The 26,025-nt window shown below is 71.8% G+C and carries 20 protein-coding genes; 14 read left to right on the forward strand and 6 right to left on the reverse strand.

Annotated elements, in window-relative coordinates; genetic code table 11:
• From Aiant_RS05650 to Aiant_RS05680, 7 genes are all read left to right on the forward strand, one after another.
• On the forward strand, positions 1-843 hold the full coding sequence (locus tag Aiant_RS05650; RefSeq protein ID WP_189335916.1) for a nitrilase-related carbon-nitrogen hydrolase: 843 nt from the start codon (positions 1-3) through the stop codon (positions 841-843).
• Positions 844-928: 85 nt separating this feature from the next.
• Positions 929-2,329: a dihydropyrimidinase gene (hydA, locus tag Aiant_RS05655; protein ID WP_189335915.1), complete on the forward strand. Its 1,401-nt coding sequence runs from the start codon at positions 929-931 to the stop codon at positions 2,327-2,329.
• A gap of 11 nt (positions 2,330-2,340) precedes the next feature.
• On the forward strand, positions 2,341-3,336 hold the full coding sequence (locus Aiant_RS05660; protein WP_189335914.1) for a TIGR03842 family LLM class F420-dependent oxidoreductase: 996 nt from the start codon (positions 2,341-2,343) through the stop codon (positions 3,334-3,336).
• The gene (locus Aiant_RS05665; RefSeq protein WP_189335913.1) at positions 3,333-4,175 is read left to right on the forward strand and encodes an ABC transporter permease; all 843 of its coding nucleotides are present in this window, start codon (positions 3,333-3,335) and stop codon (positions 4,173-4,175) included. Before Aiant_RS05660 ends, Aiant_RS05665 begins: the two co-directional genes overlap by 4 nt.
• Positions 4,172-4,918 (forward strand): ABC transporter ATP-binding protein, encoded by a 747-nt coding sequence (locus Aiant_RS05670; RefSeq protein WP_189335912.1) that lies wholly within the window; start codon positions 4,172-4,174, stop codon positions 4,916-4,918. Before Aiant_RS05665 ends, Aiant_RS05670 begins: the two co-directional genes overlap by 4 nt.
• 73 nt (positions 4,919-4,991) lie before the next feature.
• Positions 4,992-5,750: an ABC transporter permease gene (locus tag Aiant_RS05675; protein WP_189335911.1), complete on the forward strand. Its 759-nt coding sequence runs from the start codon at positions 4,992-4,994 to the stop codon at positions 5,748-5,750.
• A 10-nt stretch (positions 5,751-5,760) separates the two neighbouring features.
• On the forward strand, positions 5,761-6,891 hold the full coding sequence (locus Aiant_RS05680) for an ABC transporter substrate-binding protein (RefSeq protein WP_189335910.1): 1,131 nt from the start codon (positions 5,761-5,763) through the stop codon (positions 6,889-6,891).
• On the opposite strand, the gene Aiant_RS05685 is transcribed toward Aiant_RS05680, so the two are convergent.
• The 5 genes from Aiant_RS05685 to Aiant_RS05705 all read right to left on the reverse strand — a co-directional run bounded on the left by Aiant_RS05685 (position 6,888) and on the right by Aiant_RS05705 (position 13,919).
• Positions 6,888-7,661, reverse strand: coding sequence for a hypothetical protein (locus Aiant_RS05685; protein WP_189335909.1), 774 nt, complete (start codon positions 7,659-7,661; stop codon positions 6,888-6,890). The two genes, Aiant_RS05680 and Aiant_RS05685, sit on opposite strands and share 4 nt — an antisense overlap.
• Positions 7,662-7,716: 55 nt before the next feature.
• The gene (locus Aiant_RS05690; RefSeq protein ID WP_229831317.1) at positions 7,717-8,628 is read right to left on the reverse strand and encodes an SCO6745 family protein; all 912 of its coding nucleotides are present in this window, start codon (positions 8,626-8,628) and stop codon (positions 7,717-7,719) included.
• Positions 8,616-9,122 (reverse strand): hypothetical protein, encoded by a 507-nt coding sequence (locus Aiant_RS05695; protein WP_189335908.1) that lies wholly within the window; start codon positions 9,120-9,122, stop codon positions 8,616-8,618. The genes Aiant_RS05690 and Aiant_RS05695 overlap by 13 nt, the downstream gene beginning before the upstream one ends.
• A 679-nt stretch (positions 9,123-9,801) precedes the next feature.
• Entirely contained in the window at positions 9,802-12,078 is a 2,277-nt protein-coding gene (locus Aiant_RS05700) for a putative bifunctional diguanylate cyclase/phosphodiesterase (protein ID WP_189335907.1), read from the reverse strand.
• The gene (locus Aiant_RS05705; protein ID WP_189335906.1) at positions 12,075-13,919 is read right to left on the reverse strand and encodes a GGDEF domain-containing protein; all 1,845 of its coding nucleotides are present in this window, start codon (positions 13,917-13,919) and stop codon (positions 12,075-12,077) included. Before Aiant_RS05705 ends, Aiant_RS05700 begins: the two co-directional genes overlap by 4 nt.
• 144 nt (positions 13,920-14,063) lie before the next feature.
• On the opposite strand from Aiant_RS05705, the gene Aiant_RS05710 reads away from it, so the two are divergent.
• The 6 genes from Aiant_RS05710 (at position 14,064) to Aiant_RS05735 (ending at position 23,764) form a co-directional block, all read left to right on the forward strand.
• A complete protein-coding gene (locus Aiant_RS05710; RefSeq protein ID WP_189335905.1) occupies positions 14,064-14,888 on the forward strand; it encodes an effector-associated domain 2-containing protein in 825 nt (274 codons plus the stop codon).
• 233 nt (positions 14,889-15,121) lie between these two features.
• Positions 15,122-15,298: a hypothetical protein gene (locus tag Aiant_RS05715; protein ID WP_189335904.1), complete on the forward strand. Its 177-nt coding sequence runs from the start codon at positions 15,122-15,124 to the stop codon at positions 15,296-15,298.
• A gap of 143 nt (positions 15,299-15,441) precedes the next feature.
• The gene (locus Aiant_RS05720) at positions 15,442-17,259 is read left to right on the forward strand and encodes an HEXXH motif domain-containing protein (RefSeq protein WP_189335903.1); all 1,818 of its coding nucleotides are present in this window, start codon (positions 15,442-15,444) and stop codon (positions 17,257-17,259) included.
• Between the two features lie 115 nt (positions 17,260-17,374).
• Positions 17,375-18,862 carry a VMAP-C domain-containing protein gene (locus Aiant_RS05725; RefSeq protein ID WP_189335902.1) on the forward strand — a complete coding sequence of 496 codons (1,488 nt, stop codon included), beginning with the start codon at positions 17,375-17,377 and terminating at the stop codon, positions 18,860-18,862.
• Positions 18,859-22,686: an FxSxx-COOH system tetratricopeptide repeat protein gene (gene fxsT / locus Aiant_RS05730; protein ID WP_189335901.1), complete on the forward strand. Its 3,828-nt coding sequence runs from the start codon at positions 18,859-18,861 to the stop codon at positions 22,684-22,686. Before Aiant_RS05725 ends, fxsT begins: the two co-directional genes overlap by 4 nt.
• Positions 22,687-22,744: 58 nt before the next feature.
• Positions 22,745-23,764 (forward strand): hypothetical protein, encoded by a 1,020-nt coding sequence (locus Aiant_RS05735; protein ID WP_189335900.1) that lies wholly within the window; start codon positions 22,745-22,747, stop codon positions 23,762-23,764.
• 19 nt (positions 23,765-23,783) lie between these two features.
• On the opposite strand, the gene Aiant_RS05740 is transcribed toward Aiant_RS05735, so the two are convergent.
• Complete coding sequence (locus Aiant_RS05740) at positions 23,784-24,467, reverse strand: hypothetical protein (RefSeq protein ID WP_189335899.1); 684 nt, start codon at positions 24,465-24,467, stop codon at positions 23,784-23,786.
• 131 nt (positions 24,468-24,598) lie between these two features.
• Here Aiant_RS05740 and Aiant_RS05745 point away from each other — a divergent pair, with 131 nt between their 5' ends.
• Complete coding sequence (locus Aiant_RS05745; protein WP_189335898.1) at positions 24,599-26,008, forward strand: serine/threonine-protein kinase; 1,410 nt, start codon at positions 24,599-24,601, stop codon at positions 26,006-26,008.
• The last annotated feature ends 17 nt before the right edge of the window (positions 26,009-26,025 follow it).

Genomic DNA, 26,025 nt, shown 5'->3' on the forward strand with positions numbered 1-26,025 from the left:
ATGACCAATGGAGTCGTCCGCGCCGCCCTCGTCCAGACGAATTGGACGGGCGACAAGGAATCGATGATCAAGGCGCACGAGGATTACGCGCGTGACGCCGCCGCCCAGGGCGCGAAGGTGATCTGCTTCCAGGAGCTCTTCTACGGGCCGTACTTCTGCCAGGTGCAGGACGCCCAGTTCTACGAGTACGCCGAGTCGATCCCCGGCCCGACGACCGAACGCTTCCAGGCCCTCGCCGCCGAGCTCGGCATGGTGATGATCCTGCCGATGTACGAGCAGGAGCAGGAGGGGATCCTCTACAACACGGCCGCCGTCGTCGACGCCGACGGCACCTACCTCGGCAAGTACCGCAAGAACCACATTCCGCAGGTCAAGGGCTTCTGGGAGAAGTTCTACTTCCGTCCCGGCAACCTCGGCTACCCGGTCTTCGACACCGCGGTCGGCCGGATCGGCGTGTACATCTGCTACGACCGGCACTTCCCGGAGGGCTGGCGGGCGCTCGGCCTGGCCGGCGCGCAGATCGTCTTCAACCCGTCGGCGACCAGCCGCGGCCTGTCCAGCTATCTCTGGCAGCTGGAGCAGCCGGCCAGCGCGGTGGCGAACGAGTACTTCATCGGCGCGATCAACCGGGTCGGCATCGAGGAGCTGGGCGACAACGACTTCTACGGGCAGACGTACTTCGTCGACCCGGAGGGCAAGTTCGTCGGCGAGGTCGGCGACACGCACAACCCCGAGCTGATCGTCCGCGACCTGGACCTGGGCCTGCTCAAGACGGTCCGGGACCGCTGGCAGTTCTTCCGCGACCGCCGCCCGGACTCGTACAACGGGCTGGTGCAGCCATGATCGCCTGCACCGAACCAAGCGGACCGCGGGCTTGCGACGGCCTGGCCGGTGAGGGCCAGAAGAGCATGGCAAGGGAGGCACAGCCATGAGCATCCTGATCAAGGGCGGGACGGTGGTCGGGCCGACCGGGGCCAACCCCGCCGACGTGCTGATCGACGGCGAGATCATCGTGGCGCTGTTCGCCCCCGGCACCGCGCCGGAGGGGCCGGACGTCATCGACGCGACCGGCAAGTACGTGATCCCCGGCGCGGTCGACGCGCACACCCACATGGAGCTGCCGTTCGGCGGGACGCACGCCAGCGACACGTTCGACACCGGCACCAGGGCCGCGGCGATCGGCGGGACCACCACGATCGTCGACTTCGCGGTGCAGCGTACCGGCGAGGTGGTGCAGGACGGGCTGGCCGCCTGGCACGGCAAGGCGGACGGCAACTGCCACATCGACTACGCGTTCCACATGATCCTCGGCGGCGTCGACGACGAGTCGCTCAAGGCGATGGATCACCTGGTCGCCAACGAGGGGATCAGCAGTTTCAAGCTGTTCATGGCGTACCCCGGAGTCTTCTACTCGGACGACGGGCAGATCCTGCGGGCGATGCAGAAGGCGCGCGACAACGGCGCCATGATCATGATGCACGCGGAGAACGGGCCGGCCATCGACGTGCTGGTCAAGCAGGCGCTGGAGCGCGGCGAGACGGACCCGATCCACCACGGCCTGACCCGGCCGCAGGAGCTGGAGGCGGAGGCCACCAGCCGGGCGATCTGGCTGGCGAGCGTGGCCGCCGACTGCCCGCTGTACATCGTGCACCTGTCCGCGTCGAAGGCCCTGGAACAGGTCCGCAACGCCCGTGACCTGGGCCGCAACGTGTTCGCCGAGACCTGCCCGCAATACCTGTACCTGACCCTGGAGGACCAGCTCGGCGCGCCCGGTTTCGAGGGCGCCAAGTGGGTCTGCTCGACGCCGCTGCGCAGCAAGCACGAGAGCCATCGCGCCGACCTGTGGCAGGGCCTGCGGACCAACGACCTGTCGGTGGTCTCCACCGACCACTGCCCGTTCTGCTTCAAGGACCAGAAGGAGCTGGGCCTCGGCGACTTCTCCAAGATCCCGAACGGGATCGGCAGCGTCGAGCACCGGGTCGACCTGCTCTACCAGGGCGTGGTCGACGGGAAGCTGTCGCTGAGCCGCTGGGTGGAGACGATCGCGACCACCCCGGCCCGGATGTTCGGCCTCTACCCGCGCAAGGGCGTGATCCAGCCCGGCTCGGACGCCGACGTGGTCATCTACGACCCGGACGGCCGAACCCGGATCAGCGTCGAGACGCACCACATGAACATGGACCACTCCGCCTGGGAGGGCTGGGAGATCGCCGGCAAGGTCGACACCGTCCTCTCCCGCGGCGAGGTGATCTCCACGGGCGGCGAGTACACCGGACGGGCCGGCCGCGGCCGGTACGTCAAGCGCGGCCTCAGCGACTACCTGCTCTAAGGGGGCCGGCAATGGACATCGGAGTGGTACTCCAGAACGACCCACCCGCCCTGCGCGTGGTGGAACTGGCCAAGCGGGCGGAGGCGGCCGGGTTCAGTCACGTGTGGACGTTCGACTCGCACGTGCTGTGGCAGGAGCCGTTCGTCATCTACTCGAAGATCCTCGACGAGACGGAGCGGGTGATCGTCGGCCCGATGGTGACCAACCCGGGGACCCGGGACTGGACGGTCACCGCCTCCCTGTTCGCCACCCTCAACGAGATGTACGGCAACCGGACCGTCTGCGGGATCGGCCGGGGCGACTCCGCCCTGCGGGTACTCGGCCTGCCCCCGCAGAGCCTGTCCCAGCTGCGCGAATGCGTCGAGGTGATCCAGGCGCTCGGCAACGGCCGCGCCGCGACCGTGCGGGGCAGGGAGATCCAGTTCGCCTGGGCGCCGGACAGCCGGCTCGAGGTCTGGGTCGCCGCCTACGGGCCCAAGGCGTTGCAGCTGACCGGCGAGGTCGGCGACGGGTACATCCTGCAGCTCGCCGACCCGGACATCGCCGAGTGGATGATCACGGCGGTGCGCAAGGCTGCCTCGCTGAAGGGGCGGGACCCGGACGCGATCAAGTTCTGCGTGGCGGCGCCCGCCTACGTCGGCGACGACCTGGCCCATCAGCGGGACCAGACCCGCTGGTTCGGCGGGATGGTCGGCAACCACGTGGCCGACATCGTGGCCCGGTACGGCGGGTCCGGCGCGGTCCCGCAGGCGCTCACCGATTACATCAAGGCCCGGGAGGGCTACGACTACGCGGAGCACGGCCGCGCCGGCAACACACACACCGCGTTCGTGCCGGACGAGGTGGTCGACCGGTTCTGCGTGCTGGGTCCGGTCGACAACCACGTCAAGCGGTTGCAGGAGCTGCGCGACCTCGGCGTCGACCAGTTCGCCGTCTACCTCCAGCACGACGACAAGGAGCAAACCCTTGCGGCGTACGGCGAGCACATCATCCCGGCGTTCGGATGAGGAGGCCGCTCGCGATCGTGACCGGGCTGCTCGCCGTCGCGGTGCTCTGGGAGGGCTACAAGGCGGTCGGCGACCCGGACGGGACGGTGCTGTTCGGCGTCCGCGTCCTGCCCCGGGCCGACGATCTGTCCATGCCGCACCTGTGGACTGTGGCGCAGCGGCTCGGCCGGCCGGAACTGGCCGGCGGTGACCCGGTGTGGCAGGTGGTGCTGCGCGCCTGCCTGTTCACCCTGGGGATCACCGCGGCCGGGTTCCTGATCGGCGCCCTGGTCGGCCTGCTGCTCGCGGTGGCCATGCAGCGGTTCCGGATCGTCGAGCGCGGGCTGCTGCCGTACGTGATCCTCTCCCAGACCGTGCCGCTGGTGGCGCTCGCGCCGCTGGTGGCCGGCTGGGGCGGCACCATCATGCCGGCCTGGGCCACGGTCGCGGTGATCGCCGCGTACCTGGCCTTCTTCCCGGTCGCGGTGGGCATGCTGCGCGGCCTCCAGTCGCCGTCCGCCGGCGGTGTCGAGCTGATGCACAGCTACGCCGCCGGCTGGTGGCGCACGCTGGTGAAACTCCGCTTCCCGGCGGCGCTGCCCTACCTGTTCCCGGCGCTGCGGCTGGCCGGCGCCGCCGCGGTGGTCGGCGCCGTGGTCGGCGAGATCTCCACCGGGACCCGGGGCGGGATCGGGCGCCTGGTCATCGAGTACTCCCGGGAGGCCACCTCGGATCCCGCCAAGGTTTACACGGCGATGCTCGGGGCGGCGCTGCTCGGCCTGCTCGTGGCGGGCGCCGTCAGTCTGCTGGAGGTGCCGCTGATGCGCCACCGCCGCCACGTGGAGGTGGCGACCCTATGACCGCGGTGGATGTCTCCGGGGTGTCGAAGATCTTCAACGACGGCACCCAGGCACTGTCCGAGGTGGACCTCACCGTCGCCGACGGCGAGTTCGTGTCGCTCATCGGGCCGTCCGGGTGCGGGAAGAGCACGCTGCTCCGGCTGATCGCCGACCTGATCCCGCCGTCCACCGGCACGGTCACGGTCGCCGGCAAGCCCGCCGGGCAGGCCCGGCGCGAGCAGGCGTACGGCCTCGCCTTCCAGCAGGCCGGCCTCTTCGAGTGGCGCACCGTGCGCCGCAACGTGGAACTGCCGCTCGAACTGCGCGGCGTGTCCCGGGCCGAGCGCAAAGCGCGCGCCGAGGAGATGCTGGCCCTGGTCGGCCTCGCCGAGTTCGCCGGGCACTACCCCGGCCAGCTCTCCGGCGGCATGCAGCAGCGCGTCGCGATCGCCCGCGCCCTGGCCGTGCAGCCGCCGCTGCTGCTGATGGACGAGCCGTTCGGCGCGCTCGACGAGATGACCCGGGAACGCCTCCAGGCCGAGCTGCTGTCGATCTGCGCCGCCACCGGGACCAGCACCGTCTTCGTCACCCACTCGATCTCCGAGGCGGTGTTCCTCTCCGACCGGGTGGTGGTGATGTCCGCGCGGCCGGGCCGGATCACCGCGTCGATCGAGGTCGACCTGCCGTCCCGGGACGACGCCGGCCGGCAGTCCCCGGTCTACTTCGACAAGGTGACCGAGGTGCGGAAGGCGCTGCGCGGATGAGCGAGCTTGCGAGCGAATCGGTCAGCTCAGTCACAAACTCATGGCGACCCCGGAGCGCAGCGGAGGTGGCGCCATGAGGCGCGTGCTCCCGCCGCTGGTCGCGGGGATCCTCGCCCTGGCGCTGTGGCAGCTGTTCGTCACGCTCGGCCGCGTCGCGCCGTTCATCCTGCCGGCCCCGTCGGCGATCTGGCGGGAGCTGGTCGAGCAGCGCGGCAGCGTCTGGGACGCGGCCCTGGCCAGCGGCGCCAACGCGCTCGCCGGCCTGATCGGCGGCACCGTCGTGGCGGTCCTGGCGGCCCTGCTGGCCTCCCGGTTCCGCGGGCTCGGCGAGCTGTCGGTGCCGTTCGCGGCGCTGCTCAACGCGCTGCCGATCATCGCGCTCGCCCCGATCCTCAACAACATGTTCGAGTCGACCAGCAGCGTCCCGCGCCGTCTGGTCACCGCCATCGTGGTCTTCTTCCCGGTCTTCCTGAACACGTTGCGCGGCCTGCGCGAGGTGAACCCGGTGCACCAGGAGCTGATGCGCACCTACGCGGCCGGCGGCTGGACCTTCGCGACCAAGGTGCGGCTGCCCGGCGCCCTCGGTCACCTGTTCACCGGGCTGCGGCAGGCGTCCTCGCTCGCCGTGATCGCCGCGGTGGTCGCCGAGTACTTCGGCGGGCTCCAGGACGGGCTCGGCGCGCGGATCACCTCGGCGGCGGCCTTCACGGCGTACCCGAGGGCTTGGGCCTTTGTCGTCGGCGCCTGCCTCCTGGGACTGACCTTTTACCTGGTCACGCTGCTGCTGGAGCGGCTGGCCATGCCTTGGAAGAGAAGTTTGATCAGTAGTTAGGGGTTCGTTTGTGAAGATCTCCCGGATAGTCCTCGCCTCGGTCCTCGCGCTCGCCGCCTGCGGCACCGCCGACACACCCACTACCCCCGCGCCCGGCGGCAGCGGCGGCGCGCTCACCCCGATCAAGCTGCAACTGCAATGGTTCTACCAGGCTCAGTTCGCCGGTTACATCGCCGCCGTCGACCAGGGCTTCTACAAGGAGCAGGGTCTGGACGTCACGCTGCTGGAGGGCGGCGTCGACATCGTCCCGCAGACCGTGCTCGCCCAGGGCAAGGCCGACTACGCGGTCGCCTGGGTGCCCAAGGCGCTCGCCTCCCGCGAGCAGGGTGCCGGGATCACCGACGTCGCTCAGATCTTCGCCCGCTCCGGCACCTACCAGGTGAGCTGGGCGAACAGCGGGATCAAGACGGCCGCCGACCTGAAGGGCAAGAAGGTCGGCAACTGGGGCTTCGGCAACGAGTTCGAGCTGTTCGCCGGGATGACCAAGGCCGGGCTGAACCCGGGCAAGGACGTCACCCTGGTGCAGCAGCAGTTCGACATGCAGGCGCTGCTGAAGAAGGAGATCGACGCCGCCCAGGCGATGAGCTACAACGAGTACGCCCAGCTGCTGGAGGCGAAGAACCCGGCGACCGGCAAGCTGTACACCCCGGCCGACTTCTCGATCATCGACTGGAAGACCGAGCGCACCTCGATGCTCCAGGACGCGGTCTGGGCGAACACCGGCAAGCTCAGCGACCCCGGATACCAGCAGCAGACCGTGAAGTTCCTGACCGCGACGATCAAGGGCTGGGCGTTCTGCCGGGACAACCCGGAGAAGTGCCGGGATCTGACCGTGGCCAAGGGCTCCAAGCTCGGCACGAGCCACCAGCTGTGGCAGATGAACGAGGTGAACAAGCTGATCTGGCCGTCGACCGGCGGGATCGGCGTGATCGACGAGACGGCCTGGAAGCAGACCGTGGACATCTCGATGACCACCAAGAACCAGACCGGCGACACTGTGCTGAAGAAGGCACCGGAGGGCCTGGCCTACACCAACGACTACATCAAGCAGGCGATCGAGCAGGCCAAGACCGCGGGCGTCGAGGTGACCGGCAGCGGATTCCAGCCGGCCACCGTCACCCTCACCGAGGGCGGCGCCTAGATAGGGATCAGGCGGGCCGCGAGGGCGACCGTGGTGAGGTCGCCCTTGCGGAGTTTCTCGGCGGCGTGTGCCTCGCCGAGGCCCTCCAGGCGGACCGCGGAGGCATCGATCAGGGACTCGTCACCGTCGAGCAGGCGGCGGGCGATGCGGGCCTGGGCCGGACTCAACTCCGCGTAGGCACAACGGTCGAGGGCGGCGATGGTCTCCTCCTCCAGCGTGCCGGCCATCGCGCGCTCGGTGACCACCTTGAGCAGCCAGCTCGGCCACCAGGCATATTTCCCGACGACCTGGCCGGAGTGCAGGGCGACGGCCGGGTCCTGCCCGTGGTCGAGGAGCTTGACCGCGAGATCGGTGTCGAACCGCTCCAGCCGCAGCGCGCCGACGAAGGCGCGGAGGATCAGCTGCGTTTTCACGAACTCCTGCGCCTCGTAGGCCGCGTCGCCGAACTTGCCCTCCAGCAGGTGGATCAGGGCGTGCGCCTCGCGCAGCTCGAAGCCGTCGCCGGAGCGCTCGACGAGCCGGCCCACGGTGGCGATCAGCCGCTCCACGCTCTTGGCCGCGCGGTCGGCCAGCTCCTCGCTGACCGGCTTGTTCAGATGCCGGACCATCACCTCGAGGGCGATCTGAGCCTCACGGCGCAACAGCGGCGACGAGATCTTCGGAGTGATCTCGTCACCCAGATGCTCGGTGAGGTAGGCGAGGTCGAATTTCTCGGACGCCTGCTGGAACTGGTTCCACCACGATGCCGGGTGTCGCTGCTGTCGGATCACGTCACCAAGCGTGACTTGCCGATAACGCTCCGGCAAGTGATTCAGCCATCACCCCTCAGGGCTTGCGCTCGGCCGCGGCGGCGGTCAGACCTTTGAGATCGAGCAGGCCCGCTTTCACCACGGTCCGGCTCAGCGGGCGGGTCAGCTCGGCCAACCGCAGGCAGCCCCGGTCGCCGAGCGCGCGGTAGGCCGGCTCGGCCAGCACGTCGGTCCGCGCCTCCAGGTCGGCGCGCAGCCGCTTGCCCTCCTCGGTGAGGGAGACCGGCGGCGGCTCGCTCGGGTCGGCAGGCTCACCGACGGTCACCAGCCCGCGCTCGCGCAGGGCCTCGGCGGCGGTGGCCCACTCGTCACGGCTCCAGCCCCGGGTGAAGCGCAGGAACCGGCTGTCGGCCAGGCCGCTGGCCACGTGCAGGACGATCGCCTCCAGGCCGCTGATCCCGGCGGCGACCAGCAGCGCGACGTGCCCGTCGCCGCGGAACTCACGGAGCAGCGTCTGTGCGTGGAAGAGCACCCGGTGCGGGGCGTCCGGCCAGGGCAGCTCGGCGTGCGCGGCGAACAGCGGGCGGCCCTGCGGGCGGGACACCGCGTCCAGCGCGGCGGTGCGGGCCAGCTCGGCGGCCTCGGCGACCTCCGGGCCGGCCAGGGTTTCGGCGCCGAGACCACGGGTAAGCGCCGCGTCGACGATCTCCAGCCGGGCATCGACCATCTGATCGGGGGTGACCCTGTCCCAGGCGGCCGGCAGCGCCCCGGCGACCAGGGCCGGGTTGAAGTTGTAGAACGTCGCGGTGACCGGGCCCGGGCCGGTGGCGCCGAACGCGGCGCCGCGGGCGGCGAAGTAGCCGGTCATCGGGTCGAGGCCGAGCCGGGCGTAGACCTCGGCCGACTCCGGCACCAGGTAGACCATGGCGTGCAGGGGCTCGGCGCACCGCCAGGCCAGGCGGGACGGGCTCTCGGTCACAGTTCCCACGGCAGCTCCTCGGCCTCGGCGACGACGGGCGCGGCCGTGGAGTGGTCGGGAGCGGGCCGCTCCGACACCGTATGCCACTTGCCGTTGCGGCGGGCGGCCTGCCTGGTCACCAGGTGCACCGGCAGCGGCGGTGGCGGGAACGGGCCCGGACCCCAGCGGACCCAGATGGCCAGGCGGCCGGCGGCGGCCTCGGCGAGCAGCTTGTCGACGGTGCGCTGCCGGTCGGTGCGGTCCACCTCGATCGCGATCGGGGCGGCGCCGCCGGGGCGGGCGCAGGCCACGTCGAGCACCGAGTTCCCCCGCAGGGGTGGCGGCAGCGGGACGACGCTGGGGGCGCGCCGGTAGACCCGCCAGCCCTGCCAGTCGGCCCACTCGGCGATCGTGTCGATGATCCGGGCGGTGACCTCGCCCTCGGTGAGGTCGGCGAAGGTCAGCCGCTCCAGCCAGCCGGCCAGCGAGCCGGCCGTGCTCGTGCCGTCGTCCGCCATGTCCATCCCCGCCACCCTATCGACCTCGGCGGGCGGCCCGATTCCCAGCGCTCCGCAGCGTGTTGGCCGGGGCGCTGGAGGCCGGCCGAGGAGTGTCCAGCTGGCCCTGATGGCCCTACCCGGGCACGAGACAGGGCGCTGGAGACCAGCCGAGCAGTGTCCGGCTGGCCCTGATGGCCCTACCCGGGCACGAGACAGGGCGCTGGAGACCAGCCGAGCAGTGTCCGGCTGGCCCTGATGGCCCTACCCGGGCACGGGACAGGGCGCTGGAGACCAGCCGGGGAATGTCGGGCTGGCCCTGATGGCCCTACCCGGGCACGGGACAGGGCGCTGGAGACCAGCCGGGGAATGTCGGGCTGGCCCTGATGGCCCTACCCGGGCACGGGACAGGGCGCTGAGGACCAGCCCGGGAGTGTCCGGCTGGCCCTGATGGCCCTACCCGGGCACGGGATAGGGCGCTGAGGACCAGCCGGGGAGTGTCGGGCTGGCCCCCACCGCCCTATTCGGGGATGGGATAGGGCGGTGGGGGCCAGCTGGGGGTTGATCTCCGGGACCAACCGCGGACAGTGAAGGGGGTCGGTGATCGTTCTGGACGCGCCAGCGTCCTGATCGCCGGCACCCGGCCCGCGCGGGAGCATGCGATCTGCACCCCGCTGGGCCTGCGTAAAGGAAGATCTTGATCGGTTCAGGCAGCGGTCAGGTCGCGCTGCTGGGCGGCGAGGCGAGCGGTCATCGCGGCCGCGTCCATCGGACGGCCCAGATGATATCCCTGGCCCACCGTGTAGCCGAGTTTGCGCAGGCGATCGACCTGTTCCTGGTTCTCGATGCCCTCCGCCACGGTGTCCAGGCCGAGCGCGTCGGCGAGCTGGACCACCGCCCGGGCCACCGCCTGCCGGGCGTTCGCCGCGGCGCTGCCCTCCTCGCCGAGCTCGATGTTGTCGACGAACGACTTGTCCAGCTTGACGATCGCGGCCGGGAAGGCGCGCAGCAGGCTGAGCGACGACTCGCCGGTGCCGAAGTCGTCCAGGGCCAGCCGGACGCCCATGTCGTGCAGTTCGTGCAGCACCTTGAGCACCTGGTGGCCGCGGAGCACGGCGGACTCGGTCAGCTCCAGGACCAGCCGGTCGGCGGGCAGGCCGCTGTCGGCGAGCGCGGCCCGCACGTCGGCGACGAAGTCCGGGTCGTGCAGCTGGCGCACCGAGACGTTGGGCCCGACCTTCTGCAGCGGCTCGAGACCGAACTCGGCGGCCCAGGCGGCGACCTGCCGGCAGGTCTCCCGCAGCACCCAGCGGCCGAGCGGCACGATCAGGCCGGTGCGCTCGGCGGCCGGGATGAACTCGGCCGGCGACACCATGCCGCGCTCCGGGTGCAGCCAGCGGACCAGCGCCTCCACGCCGATGGTCCGGCCGTCGCGCAGGTCGACGATCGGCTGGTAGACCAGGGTGAACTCGCCGGCGTCCAGGGCCCGGCGCAGGTCGCCGCCGAGCTGGGCGTCGGCCTGGGCGGGCTTCTCCATGCCGGCCGTGTACCGCACCCAGTTGGCCTTGCCGCGCTGCTTGGCGGCGTACATCGCGGCGTCGGCGTCGCGCAGCAGGTGACGGGCCGGGGTGCCGGCCGGGGCCGACGCGATGCCGGCGCTGGCATGCACCAGCAACCGGTGCGCGCTGATCGGCGCGGCGATCGCCGTCATGATCCGCTCGGCCACCGCGGCGTCCCCGCCGGGCGTGGTGACCAGCACGGCGAACTCGTCGCCGGCCAGCCGGGCCGGCACGCCGTCGTCGCCGGTCGCGGCCAGCAGCGTGTCGGCGAACGCGACCAGCAGCTCGTCGCCGACGTCGTGGCCGAGCGAGTCGTTGACCGTGTTGAAGTCGTCCAGGTCGACCAGGAGCACGGTGGCGCCGGTGCTCGCCAGCGCCGCGTCCAGGCGCTCCCGGAACAGCTTGCGGTTGCCGAGGCCGGTCAGCGCGTCGTGGGTGGCCTCGTACTGGAAGCGGGCCTCGGAGGCGGCGCGCTCGCGCAGCAGCCGGGCGTTGTCCCGGTTGACCACCCACTGGCGGACCGAGACGAGGGTGGCGACCAGGGCGGCCGAGCCGACGACGATCCGGCCCTCGTAGATCCCGTCGCCGAGGTGGGTCTCGCCGAACAGCACGTGCGCGAGCGGCACGTCGGCGGCGACCATCGCGAGGTAGGGCAGCCAGCTGTTGGCCCGTGCCGAGAGGGTTCCGGTGGCGTACCGCTGGCGCAGCGCGGCCGCCGCGAGCAGCAGCGGCGCCAGCGGCATCGCCACCGCCTGAGTGAGGATCGCCCCCTCGTAGCTGCGGGCGACCGCGAGCACCGAGACCGCGGCGGCGACCAGGCCGGTCGCGGCGACCAGCCGGACCGCGGCCCGGTCCACCGGGCCGCCCGGGATGTACGACACCTTGGTGACGGCGCCGGCCGCGAACAGGAAGCCGAGCAGCACCACGGCGAGCACGCCGGTGCTCCACCGGTTCTCCGTGGTCAGCATCGGGTAGAGCCCGAAGTGCCAGAGCACCACGGCGCAGCCGACGAACGCGATGAGCCGGTCCAGCCACTGCCGGCCGCGGGCCGACCAGCTGGTCACGCCGAGCGGCACACCGCCCACCGCGACCATCGCGACGAGCAGCCCGAGGCCGATCAGCACCGAGCTGGTCAGCGGCATCATCGGCAGCACCGGACTGCTGCGGAACCCGGCCACGGCCAGGATCACGTAGCCCGCGGCCATCAGCGCCGCGGCGACCTCCAGCAGCAGATAGAACCGGCGGCCGGCCGGGGCGAGCTCGACGTCCCGGCGCAGGGCGCGCAGGGCGAACACCGCGGCGACCAGCCCGGCCGGCATGAACACGTAGCAGACCGGGGCGGGGCCGATGCCGGTGACCGTCCAGAGCATGCCCAGGACGGCCACCGCGCCGGTGACCAGCAGGTGCCGCGCTGGATGCCTCATCGGACGGACTCCCGGGAACGCTGTTTGTCGGCGTACATCCGCAGGTCGGCGACGTGCAACAGGTTGTCCGGCTGGTCTGCCGGGCCGGCCGCGACGCCGATGCTGGCACCGACGGTGAGCTTCTGGCCGCCGATCTCGGCGGGTACGGCCAGGGCCCCGCGCAGCCGGTCGGCGATCCGCTCGGCCTCCTCGGCACCGGCCCCGGCCAGGACGGCGAACTCGTCGCCGCCGAGCCGGGCGGCCAGGTCATCGGCGCCGGTGCAGGCCAGCAGCTGCCCGGCCACGTGCCGCAGCACGGCGTCGCCGGTGGCGTGCCCGTACGTGTCGTTGATCTGCTTGAATCCGTTCAGGTCGACGAGCAGCACCGCCACCTCGGCGGTCCCGGCCCCGCTGATCCGGTCGGTGAACAGCCGCCGGTTGGCCAGCCCGGTCAGCGCGTCGTGCCCGGCCTGGAAGCGCAGCCGCTCGCGCAGCTCCCGCTCCTCGGTCACGTCCCGGGCGTTGATCACGATGCCACCGATCCCGGGCTCCTCGACCAGGTTCACCGCGACCGCGGAGAGCCAGCGCCAGCTGTCGTCGTCGTGCTGCACCCGCATCTCGATGTGCCGTTTCGCGCCCGGGGTGGCGAACACCCCGGCGAGCTCGGCGTCGATCCGCGGCGCGTCGCCGGGGTGCATCAGGTTGAGCAGGTGCCGCCCCACGTAGTCGTGCAGCGAGCCGCCGATGATCCGCTCCACCGCCGGGTTCAGGTACGTGACCACGCCGTCCGTCCGGACGATCGTGGTGATCTCGGAGGCGTGCCGCAGCAGCGCCTCCTGCCGGCGCTCCCGCCGGCGGATCTCGGCCAGGCTCTCGTCCAGCCGGTCGAGCAGCCCGTTGTTCTCGGCCAGTGCCAGCATCTGCCGGACCACGACCAGGGCGACGTTGAGGAGCAGGCCCGCCAGCGCACCCCAGGCGGAGAGCCCGAGTCCCTGGGTGAGCAGCGTGACGACCAGCGCGATCGCACAGAGCACGGTGCCCAGGTAGGGCAGCGAGCTGTAGCGCCGCCCCGGGGCGGCGTCCGGCTTGATCCGCCCGGCGCGGCCGGCCCGGATCTCCAGCAGCTGGAGGCGCGGCGAGGCGACCATCAGCAGGCACGGGCCGAGGACCAGCAGCGACGGATAGATGAAGCCGTCGATGTTGTCGGTGGGCAGCAGCGCGTTGCCGATCGCCTGCACCGCGGTGGAGATCACGATCGGGACGGCGGCCCGCATGACGATCGGGCTGGACCCGCTCATGCCGATCTTGACGGCCAGGAAGCCGCCGCAGAGCACCACACCACAGCCGAAGAACGCGGACAGATATCCGGCCGGGCCGGCGTTCGCCATCCCGGACCGGGTCAGCAGAACCCAGATCAGCACGCCGACCGCGGTGTTCACGATCGCCGCGTCCAGCACCACCCGGATCCGGGTGCCCCGGGACCACTTCTGGCTCGGATGGAACAGCGCCACCCCGCACACCAGCACCACGCCGAGCACCCCGAGCACGCTCTGCACCGGGAAGAAGGCGAACTCGTCACGGTCCGGGTGGATCAGGACGTAGACCAGCTGGGTGATGTCGCCGGCCGCGAAGATCAGCCCGGCGGCGCCCATGGCGCGCCAGAACCGGCGGTTCGGCCGGGCCAGCTCGGCCCGCCGCCACACCTGCCGGGAGAGGACGAACAGGGCCAGGTCGGTGAGCGGGGCGACCACCCAGCAGAGCAGCATCTTCTCGCGCGGGCTGCCCAGGTCGAGGGCGAAGAAGCCCGCCACGGCCAGGCTCACCACCAGCAGTGGGGCCAGCACCCGGTCACGCCACAGCATTGCCCCACCCCCCAACGCGGTCTCTGCTTGCAGGGATCGGCCCGGAAGGGTCCGTTTTTAGCCTTTCCCACCGGCGCGGTTGTGGCCCGCGCCGCTGTGGCCACGAGACAGCGCTCCTTATGGTGATGGCGAAGGGAGCGATGGATGAGTGTGCGAGTCTTCCTCTCCTATGCTCACGACGACGATCCACATCGATCGGCGGTCCGCGAGCTGTGGCACTTCCTGCGCCGTAACGGCATCGACGCACGCTGTGACATGGACACGTCGCTGCGCCGCAACTGGACCCACTGGATGGAGCAAGAGCTCGCCGACGTCGACTTCGTGCTGGTGATCGCGTCGCCGGCGTACCGGAGCCGGGCGGAGAACGGCGCCGTCACCGGGTCCGGCAACGGCGTGGAGTACGAAGCCGGCCTGATCCGCGAGATGCTGTACGCCGACCGGGCACGCTGGTTCTCCCGGATCCTGCCGGTGCTGCTGCCCGGCCGCAGCGCCGGTGAGATCCCGTCGTTCCTGCTCCCGACGAGCTCCACCGTCTACACGATCGAGAGTTTCACGGTGCCGGGCGCCGAGCAGTTGCTCCGGCACCTCACCGCCCAGCCCGACGAGATCACCCCCGCGCTGGGCGTCGTCCCGAGACTGCTCCCCCGGGCGGCGCCGGTGCTGGCGTACGACTACCCCACGGTCCCGCCGGAGGAGCTCGTCGAGGCGCTGGCCCAGCTGCCGATCACCCAGACCCGGGCGACCCGGGCGCACTTCACCGGGATGATCGAGGAACGGCTGGGCGAGCGACTGGACGTCGACCCCGGGGATCAGCCGACCGCGTACGTCCGTGCCCTGCTATCCGCGCTGGCCACCCGGCCGGGCGGTCTGCCCGCGCTGGCGGAGGTGGTCCAGCAGCTGTACTCGGACAGGCCCGGTGACGTGGCGAAACTGGGCGAACTGGCCTACCGGGAGGAGCCGTTCGACTGATACGAACATCATCCGGTCAGCCGATGAACACGGAGCCAGTTGGTCGATGACACGATGTGGCCGAACCGCTTGGATGGGCTAGCGCTCTCCGTATGCGACACCCGGCAATACCGCCAATTCTGGCAAATCAGGAAGAACTCGGCAGTATATTCAGGATATTTCAGTTCGCAGCCACCCGGTGCGCGCTGATCTCTTTTGGACGTCATCTCCGTTATGAGGGTGTGCTGACAACAATGCCGCAAGACTCGGACGTCCGGACCGAAGTGCCGGACCTCAGCCGTCATACCCTGGCCGAGGTCGGTGAGCTCGACAGCGCGGCTCTGGGAAAGACACCCGAGGCGCTGCTGCGCCGGGTCGACCAGCCGAGTCAGAGCATCAGCGGTTACAATCCGCAGCGACTCACCGACTGACCGCAATCCCCTGATCGGGACCGCCGGGCGCGTGCGCGGTGCCTTGCGAGGCGCGTGCCCGGCGACGACAATCGGCGACGGCCGCTGGCCGTTCGCCGGCGCCGACACGGTGCCCGGGAACCGAGCATCGTCGAGGACCGTCGTTGACCGCCAACCAGCGAGACGCCACCGCAGCGCTGCCCACCCACCGGCTGCCGCAGCCGGACTTCGCCGGCCTCAGCAACGGCACCGGCACCGCCGAGGCGATGCGCCGGCTCGCCACCTCGGAGCGGAGCTGGCGGCTGGTCGCACTGCGTTCGGTGCGCGAGGCGCTGGCCGCCGACCCGGACGCCACCGGGCCGCTCGCCCCGGTCTCGCAGGCGTGGGACCTGCTCCTGAGTGCCGAGCGCGCCTCGCCGGCCGGCTTCGAGGCGGCGCTGACCTACCCGCAGACCGGCATCTGGGCCGCCCACCTGCTGCGCCGGCTGCGCGCGGTGGTCACCGACCCGGCGCCGCTCTGGACCGATGTCGGGTACCTGCATCTGCTGGCCGCCGCCGCGGCGATCCGGGCCGGCGTCGACTTCAGCATCACCGTGCCGGTCCGGGCCGGCGCCGTCGTGCTGCCCGGCCTGGGGCACGCGGTGCTGGCGGACACCCCGGAGGCCGGCACCGCCGAGGTGCGGCGGTCCGGTCCGGTGGTCGAGATCGCCGCGGGCGGGCAGACGGTACGCCGGGGCGGCCCCGGCTGGCGCGACCTGCCGGCCTGTGCCGCCGAGCACGACGGCGCCCGGATCGCCGTGCTGCTGGACGACATCGACCCTTATCGGAACCTGCGCGGCTGGTCCGCCCCCGCTCCCCTGCCGGACGCCGACGTGCGGCGCTGGCGGGCGCTGCTCACCGACGCCTGGCGGCTGCTGGTCGAGCAGGACCGGGAGCGGGCCGAGGCGGTGGCCGCGGCGATGACGATCGTGGTGCCGCTGCCGGCCGCCCAGCCGTACCGGCCGCTCAGCGCCACCTGCGACGAGGCGTTCGCCGCCGTGCTCGCATCGATGCCGGACGATACCGAGCAGCTCGCGGTGACCATGATCCACGAGACCCAGCACGTCGCTCTGGGCGCGTTGCTGCACCTCATCCCGCTGGTGGAGCGCAACGACGGCGCCCGCCGGTACGCGCCCTGGCGCGACGATCCCCGCCCGGTCAGCGGCCTGCTCCAGGGTGTCTACGCGTTCATCGGGATCACCGGCTTCTGGCGCCACCGCCGGCACAGCACCGACGACCGGACCGCCGAGTTCGAGTTCGCCCTCTGGACCGTCCAGCTGCGCCGCGTGCTGACCGCGCTGACCGGCGACCCGGACCTGACCGAGCACGGCCGTGACCTGGTCAGCGGGCTGACCGTCACGGTCGGCGGCTGGGCCGCGGACCCGGTCGACCCCCGGGCCGGGCGGCTCGCCGCGCTGGCCGCCGACGACCACTACGGTCAGTGGCGGGCGTACCACCTGCCGGTCGGCCCCACCCGGCTGGACGGCCTGCTCGACGCCTGGCGGGCCGGGGCGCCCCAGCCGAAACCGGCCGGCGTGGACGGCCTCGACGACCCCCGCCCGGTCACCGACACGAGCGTCCGCTGGCTCGACGGGCGGGCCGTGCTGGCCCGGGTGCTGCTGGCCGAGCCGGAGCGCTTCGCCCGGATCACCGACCGGCCGGAGACGGTGACCACCGAGGTTCCCGGCGCGCTGCCGCCCGACCTGGATCTGCTCGCCGGCCACCCGGAACGGGCCCGCGACGGCTATCTCGCGGCGATCGCGGCGGCCCCGGCCGACCCCCGGCCGTGGCTGGGCCTGGGCCTCGCCCTGGCCGAGCTCGGCGCGCCGGACAACGCGGCGGTGCGCCGGCCGGAGCTGGTCCGGGCGATGGCCCGGGCGTTCGACGCCGCCGGCGAGGAGATCCCGGCGCTCCGTCTGATCGATTGGCTGGGGAGCTACTGAACACTTGCTGGGCGCGGCGACATCAGTACTATCAGTAGTCACATGTCGCTCACCGTTTCCGTGGCGTCCCCGCGCCCGGACCGGCGGAGAGGAGCCCCCCGGTGCGAGATCCCGCGTGCCGAGGTCGCCGGTGAACGGCGGGCCACCGGGGGACGGGGCGGACCGCACGCGGTCCGACATCCAGAACGAGATCGCGGACATCCTGGTACGCAGTCACGCCTTCGAAACGGTCCCGGACCGGGAGCGTCTCCTGCACGCGGTGAGCGAGCGCTACCACGGCATCCCGCCGGTCGAGCCGGTGCATCACGCCATGACCCACCTGCGGCTGATCGTCCGCACCTGTGCCGGGGTCGACTGCCTGGCCCTGCTGGTCGAGCAGGCCCGGACCCGGCTGGACGGGCCGGCCACCCTGCGGCTGCTCCAGCTGGCCGACGAGTGGGACGGCGTGCAGAACTTCAGCGACGACGAGTGGCGCACCATCCGGGACATCTTCCAGCAGCTCGACATCGCCCGGGTCTCGAACATCAACGAGCTGTTCCGGCGCGCGGTGCGCTCCCGGCTGCCTGCCCCACCGGCGCACTGCCGCAGCCCGTGGCACATCTTCGTGCACCTGGCCGGGCTCAACGCCGACGACCAGGGCGTCCCGCTGTTCATGGTGTTCCTCTGGCAGGTCGCCGACGCCGTCGAGGACGCCGTCGGCCGCCCGCTCAAACGCCTGGTCAACCAACTCGGGCAGAAGTGGGGCATCACCGCGGCGCTCCAGCGCCGGCTGTGGGCCCCGCCGCTGGCGGAGGCCGGGCCCGCGCAGTCGATGCTGCTGATCCTGATCGACCACCATCCGCTGCACGAGCTGCGATACACCGTGACCTACTGGTACCAGTGGGACCCGGACCGCTGGGCGCCGCACCGGGGTGCCGACCAGGTGGTGGAGCGGCCGATGCTGGAGTCCGCGGTGCGCGCCATCGTCGAGACGGTGGAGAGCCAGTGGCCACTGGACGGCGGGCCGCTGCGGCTCGAGTTCGTGCTGCCGATGACGCTGCTCAACCTCCCGGTCGAACGGTGGAGCAAGGAGATCGACCCGGACGACGGCCCGGTGCCCTTCTACCGGCACTACCCGGTGGTGGTGCGCAGCCTCGACCGGATCCAGGAACGCACCCGGCACCGGGTCTGGCGGCGCCGCTGGCAGGTGCTGCGCGACACCCCGGGCGCCACGGTCTGCCTGTACAGCACCGGTGACCCGCCGCGGCTGGAGCAGGACATCGTGCTCGACGAGCGGGTCGTCACGCTGGTGCTCAGCGCGTCGCCGGAGCAGCCGAACGGCGCCCGGGAGATCCGGGTCGCGATCCGCACCGGGGTGCCGGTGCTGCTCTGGCACCGCGGGGGCGCCCCGGACCAACGGTTTCAGCAGGCGGTGGAGGATCTGCTGGCGTACGGCGGAATAGTCGAACTGCCGGATCGTGCACAGCGGTTGAGGATCACGTCATCCAGGGATGACGATGACTTGGCGGACACCGGCCGCAATCTCGTCCTGTTGTGGGACGACCCGTCTCGGCTGCCCGACGAGCTCGGGCCCCCGGCGCCGGCAGGAGGCATCAGTCCGTGACCGACCACCCCTCGCGGATCGAGGAGCGCGCGGTACGCCTGCCCGGAGGCCTCGTCGCGCAATGGCCGGCACTCGCCGTCCCGGTCGACCCGTCGCTCACCGCCGCGTTCGGCCTGCTGGATCCGGCGTGGGAGCTGGAGCTCATCGTCGACCAGCACTACTCGATGGCGGTCTGGGCGGACGCCCTGGACCGGTTCGCCGCCGCCCTGGAGACCGCCGGCGACCAGCGCCGCACCGTGGTACGCCGCGGCCTGCGGGTGCCGGCCGCCGGAACGGTACGGCTCACCGGCCCGGAGCCCGGCCCGGGCACCCGGCTGACCCTGATCTTCACCGACGGCGCGGCCCCCGGCTGGGCCAACGGCGTGCCGTTCCGCCGCATGCGCCAGTGGGCCACGGCCGGCGCGGTCGCGGTGGTGCACCTGCTCCCCCAGGCGATGTGGCGCCGCTGGGGGCTGCCGGTGGAGCGGCTCCGGCTCTACCGGGACGGCGACGGGCCGGTGCACAACGCCACCCTCGGCCGGGAGCCGCTGGACGGGATCCTCACCGCGGTCCCGGACGGTGTCGTCCCGGTGCCGGTCCTCGAGTTCGGATCGTCCTGGATGGAGGCCTGGGTCCGGCTGCTGGCCCACTCCGGCCCGGCCGACGCCCACCTGGCCTGCCTGCTGCTGCCGGCGACCGCGCCGGCCGTCGTCGTCCCGGGCGCGGCGTCCGACCCGATCGCGTCGTTCCGGTCCGCGGTCTCGCCGAAGGCGACCGAGCTGGCCACCCGGCTGGCCGCCGCGGCGCCGCTGAACCTGGACGTGATGCGGCTGATCCAGGCCACCCTGCTGCCCCAGTCGGAACCCGCCCACCTGGCCGAGATCCTGGTCGCCGGGCTGGTGCGGCCGGTCGATCCGGGTCCGGCCGCGGACGCCGACGGCCTGGTGACCCACGAGTTCATCCCCGGCGCCCGAGCCGAGCTGCTCACCGCGTCGCCCCGCGCGGACACCCTGCGGGTGGTCCGCATCCTCGACTCCTACCTCGGTGAGCACGTTCCGGCGGTCCGCCGGATGGCGGCCACGCTCGACGATCCGGACCGGGCCGGCGATGTCCCCGTCCTGCCGGGCGAACGGTCGATCACCGAGGTCCACGTCACCGTCCTGCGGGCGCTCGCGTTCCGGTACCGGCAACCGGCCGCGCTCCTGCAGGAACAGGTGGATCGAATGGCGCCCGCGGGGTCGCCGAGCTCCGGCTCGGTGCCCGCGCCCGACGCGGTGGAGGACCACATGACACAGCCCCTGGAATCGGATCCCGTGCCGCGGGCGGTCGCGCCCGCCCCACCCCGGCCGGCCGTGCGAGTGCCCACCATCTGGGGAAACGTGCCACCGCGCAACCCGAACTTCACGGGTCGCACCGAGGTGCTGGAACAGCTCAAGAACCCGCACGAGGGCGAGGCCACGGCGGTGCTGCCGGAGGCGTTGCACGGCATGGGCGGCGTCGGCAAGACCCAGGTCGTAGTCGAATACGTCTATCGCAATTCAGTCGATTACGACGTGGTCTGGTGGATCCCGGCGGAACGCCCCGCCCAGATCGCCTCCTCCCTGGTGGAGCTGGCGCAGAAACTCGGCCTCCCGGTGAAGGCCGAGGCGGCGGCGATCCCGGCCGTGCGTGAGGCGCTGCGGATCGGCGTGCCGTACCAGAACTGGCTGCTGGTCTTCGACAACGCGGACGCCCCGGCGACGGTCCGGGACTACTTCCCGATGGGCGGTCCCGGGCGGATCCTGGTGACGTCGCGCAACCCGCAGTGGAGCGCGGTGGCGCAGTCCGTGGAGGTGGACGTCTTCCGGCGCGAGGAGAGCATCGCCCTGCTCACCCGCCGGGCACCGAAGATCAGCGTCGAGCAGGCCGACAACCTCGCCGCCGTCCTCGGCGACCTGCCCCTGGCGATCGAGCAGGCCGGTGCGTGGCTCGGCGAGACCGGCATGCAGGCCACCGAGTACCTCCGGCTGTTCAAGGACCAGCAGATCGCCCTGCTGGAGGTGTCCCCGCCGCCGGACTACCCGGTGCCGGTCGCGGCCGCGTGGAACGTGTCGCTCGACCATCTGGCCCGCAACCGTCCCGCGGCTCTGCGGTTGTTGCAGCTCTGTGCCCTGATGGCGCCGGAGCCGATCTCCCGCGCGCTGTTCTCCAGGGACCTGCGGGTGCAGATCAGCCCGGAGCTGGACACCACGCTGCGGGACCCGATCCAGCTGAACCGGGCGATCCGGGAGATCAACCGGTACGCGCTCGCCCGGATCGACCACGCGAAGAACACCATCCAGATGCACCGCCTGGTCCAGGCCGTCCTGGTCGAGCGGATGACGCCGGAGGAACGCGATCTCATGCGGCGCGGCGCGCACCAGGTGCTGGCCAGCAACGACCCGGGCGAACCCCGCGATCGCGACTCCTGGCCCAAGTACGGCATGCTCTATCCGCACCTGTCGGCCTCCGACGCGGTCACCGAGGCGGAGCTGCCCTGGGTCCGCGACCTCGTGATCAACGAGGCGAAATACCACTCCTACTTCGGCAACGTCGCCGAGGCGCTGGAGATCGCGGAGACGGCCTATCGGGCGTGGGGCGAACGACTCGGCCAGAACGACGGGCAGACCCTGCAGATCGGCCGCTGGTACGGCTACACCCTGTTCACCGTCGGCCGGTACGAGGAGGCCGCCGCACTCAACGCCCACCTGCGCGACATCTATCTCCAGGAGGTCGGCCCCGACCACGAGGAGACCCTGGAGGCGATCCAGGCGGTCGCCTCCGACCTGCGCGTGCAGGGCCGGTTCGGCGAGTCGCTCGAGCTGTCCCAGGACGTGTACGACCGCTGCGTGCGGCTGGCCGACGTCGATGACCCGCTGGCCCTGAACGCCGCGCACAACCTGGCCGTGAGCATGCGCCTGGCCGGGCAGTTCGAGGCGGCGCGCCGGGTCGACCAGGACACCTACGAGCGCAAGGTCCGCGCCTTCGGGCAGAACCACGAGGAGTCGCTGCGCGCGATGCGCGGCGTCCTGATCGACCGCCGCCAGCTGGGTGACTACCTGACGTCGCGGGAGGAGTTCGAGCGGCTGGCCACGACGTTCGCGGAGAGTCTCGGCGAGCGCGACCCGCAGACGGTGGAGACGTTGCGCAGCCTGTCGGTCACCCGCCGCAAGGCCGGCGACCACAAGCTGGCGTTGAAGCTCTCCGCCTCGGTGTTCGACCTCTACGACTCCGACCGCGCCCTCGGGCCGGACAACCCGACCACGATGCAGGCCGCCCTCAACCTGTCCCTGGACCTGCGCCAGGCCGGCGAGATGGAACGGGCCGCGGAGGTGGCGACGGAGAATTTCCAGCGGTTCCGCAGCAAGCTCGGCAAGCTGCACCCGCACACCCTGGCCTCGGGCGGCAACCTGGCCATCATCCACCGGCTCAAGGGCGACGTGGACCAGGCCGTCCAGCTCAACACCGCCACGCTGGAACGGCTGCGCGAGGCGCTGGGCGAGGACCACATCCTGACGCTGAGCTGCGCCACCAACCTGGCCAGCGACCTGTTCGCCGACGGGCTGGTCCAGGAGGCGCACGACCTCGACAAGCCGAACCTGGAGCGGTACCGCGCCGTGATCGGCCAGGACCACCCGTCGACTTTGGCGGCGGCGCTGAACCTGGCCATCGACCTGCGGGCTCTGGGCCGCACCGAGGCGGCGTACGAGCTGCACAGCGACACCCTGAACCGGTATCACGAGGTGCTCGGCGCGGCCCACCCGGCCACCCGGGACGCGGCCCGGTGGGAGCGGGCCAACTGCGACATGGACGTCATGCCGCTGTGACCGTGCGGTGAGCTGAACTTCGCCCCGGCGACATCGGAGCCCCTTTAGATTCAGATCCATGAATCTCATGACGAGGGGAACGGTCGCCGGGCTGGTGCTGGCCACCACGCTGGCGACGCCGGCCCGGGCCGCGGTGGGCGACGCCGAGCTGGCGCTGCGCTGGGCGCCGATCCACTACCAGGACGTCGACGCGACCGGCACGCACGCGCTCGGCGGCAGGTCCGACTACCTGGCCCGCTACGACTTCGACGGCGACCTCGACGGGCGCGACAACTGGGACGACGCCGGGAAGGACACCACCGCGCACGTCTACTACTCGGTGGTCGAGACCTCGACGCACTGGTATCTGACGTACTTCTTCTTCCACCCGCGGGACTGGGTGGACCACCCGTTCTTCGAGACCGAGCACGAGAACGACGGCGAGGGCGTGCTGGAGATCGTGGAGAGGGACGGCTCGGCGTACGGGCAACTGCGCGCGGCGGTCACCGTGGCGCACAGCGACTTCTACTCGTACACCCCGGCCGGCAGCACCTGGACCGGCGGCGGGGAGACGGTGGACGGGACGTTGCGGACCCAGTCGTCGCCGCACGACTCGTTCCAGCACCCGGTGACGGCGCAGGAGGCGAAGGGGCACGGGCTGAAGGCGTACCCGCAGTACACGATCAACGGGGACGGGATCGTGTACTACCCGTCGACGGTGGCCGAGTCGCCGTCCGGCACGAACGACCGGGACGTGCGATACCGGCTGGTCGACATCTTCGCGTCCGGCGGGATGTGGGCGCAGCGGGCCAACAGCTCGCTGTTCGCGTCGCTGGGCACCTTCGCCGGGGACACCACCGGCGGCTGCGGCACCGGCACGTACGGCTGCGGGACCAACTCGGCGAACGCGCCGTGGGGCTGGGACGACGGGAACGACGTACCGGCCCGTGGGGAGATCGCGACCGATCCGGCCAAGCTGGCCACGGCCTACTTCACCGTGCCGGGGTCGCTGTCGCGGACGTACACGAGCAACGGGTACGCCGTCGCGGCGGCCGCGCTGCGCGAGGCCGCCGCTACCCTCCCCCGGACGGTCGACTGATCGTTTCCGGGCGGTCGCCTCAGGCCTCCGGCGCGGGCGTCGTCTCGGGCTCCGCCGGCTCGGTGGGCTCGGCGGACTCGGACGGCTCGACGGAGTCGGAGGGCCCCGGCGTGTCGCTGACGCTGGGGGACGGCGACGCCGAGGGCGACGAGGCCGACGGGGTCGGGGTGGGCGTCGGGCTGGGCGTCGTGGTGGGCGCCGGCTTGGCGGCCTTCCCGACCGCCTGGATCTTGGTGGCGGTGTAGACGTCGCCGACGTGCGTGCCGGTGACCGTGATCTGGTTGCCGGCGGCGAGCGCGGACACCGCGACCTTCTTGCCGTTCAGCAGCACCCGGGCGCTCGACGGCACCGCGATGGTGACGGTCCGGCCCTTGACGTCCTTGGTGCCGCCCTTGACCGCGACCGTGACGGACGTGGCGTCGGCCTTGGTCACCTTGCCCGAGGCGGCGAAGGCCACCTTGACCTTCTTCTCCGGCTTCGCCGGCTTTTCCGGCTTCGCCGGGCCCTTCCTGTCCGAACCCTTGTTGTCCGAACCCTTGTTGTCCGAACCCTTGTTGTCCGAACCCTTGTTGTCCGAACCCTTGTTACCGGACGCTGGCGACGAGCTCGGCTTGGCGGCGTTCGCGACCACACCGGTGGACACGACGGGAAGCGTGACGGCCGCAGCCATGGCGACGGCGGCGGCGATACGACGCATGCGCATTTCGAGGAACTCCTCACCGATTTTTCTGGGGAGTTCTAGATTCGGCAGCCACGGTTGTCATCCGGTGCCGCTGCCGGGTGCAGATGGGTTGCCGGTTGACACGCGGGCCCGGACTGGGCGAATGTTCCGGCATGCACGAAGTTTGGCCGGCGCCGGGTGCCCTGCTGGTCTCGCGGTACCGCCTTGTCACCTTGCTGGAGACAGGCGGGATGGCGCAGGTCTGGCGGGCCACCGACGAGCTGCTCGATCGTCCCGTCGCGGTCAAACTGCCGGCCGGTGACATCCGCGCCGCGCACCTGGCCTGGCGCGAGGCCCGGCTGGCGGCGCGCCTCTCGCACCCCGGCATCGCGGCCGTGCACGACTATCGGGAGGCGGTCCGGCCGGACGGCTCGGTCGTGCCGTTCGTGGTGATGGAGCTGCTTGCCGGCGAGACCGTGGCGGCCCGGCTCTGCGACGGCCCGGTGCCGTGGCCGGCCGCCGCCGCGGTGGGCGCCGCGGTCGCCGCCGCGCTCGCCGCCGCGCACGCCGCCGGGGTGGTGCACCGCGACATCAAGCCGGGCAACGTGATGCTCTGCGAGGGCGGGGTGAAACTGCTCGACTTCGGGATCAGCGCGCCCGCCGGCGAGCCGGACGACGACGACACCGGCGCGACGTTCGGCACTCCGGCGTACGCGGCTCCGGAGCGCCTGGACGGCAAGCCCGCCGAGCCCGCCACCGACCTCTACGGGCTCGGCGTCCTGCTCTTCGAGATGGTGGCCGGCGAGCCGCCCTACAGTGTGGACACCTGGGAGGAGCTGGCGGTCGCCCGGCAGCTCGGCGCCACCCCGCTGCCCGAGGGCCTGCCCGCGCCACTGGCCGACCTGATCCACCGCTGCCTCGACGACGACCCGGAACGACGCCCGTCCGCCGCCGAGGCGTGGAAGGTGCTCGCCGAGCTGGCCCCCTCCGAGGACAAGAGGTCGCCGACCATCCCGCTGCCCGGCGCCCGTCCCACCGGGCACGCCCCGATCCCGACCGTCGGCCTGCACGGCCGGGTCACCCGGGGCCGCAAGATCGCCGTGGGCGCGGCGCTGGGCGCCACCGCGGTCGCGTTCCTGGCGCTGGTGCACGTGGTCACCCAGTCCAACGAGGACCTGGCCGAGCCGCCCGCCCCGCTGCCGCCCTCGGTCGCGCCGTCGACCGTGCCGACCACCGCGGCCACCACGGCCACCACACCCACCACGGCCACCACAGCGCCTTCGCCGAAGAGGGAGCAGAAACCCACCGCCGAGGCCACCACGCTGACCGTCGAGGCCGCGCTGGGCCGGGTGGAGGCCGCGGTCGAGCAGGGCGAGCAGTCCGGCGCGATCCGCCCGGACGTGGCGCAGGACTTCCGGAACATCCTCGCCCAGCTGGCCACCCAGGACGATCCCGACATCCAGGGGCAGGTCACGCTGCTGCGCAAGAAGGTGCGGCAGCGTCTGGGCGAGGGCGGCCTGACGGCCGATCAGGCCGCGGTGCTCCAGGACCGCCTGACCGATCTCGGTCAGGCGCGGGCTTAGGACCGCCGCTTGACGGT

The sequence above is a fragment of the Actinoplanes ianthinogenes genome (assembly GCF_018324205.1).
Lineage (GTDB): Bacteria > Actinomycetota > Actinomycetes > Mycobacteriales > Micromonosporaceae > Actinoplanes > Actinoplanes ianthinogenes.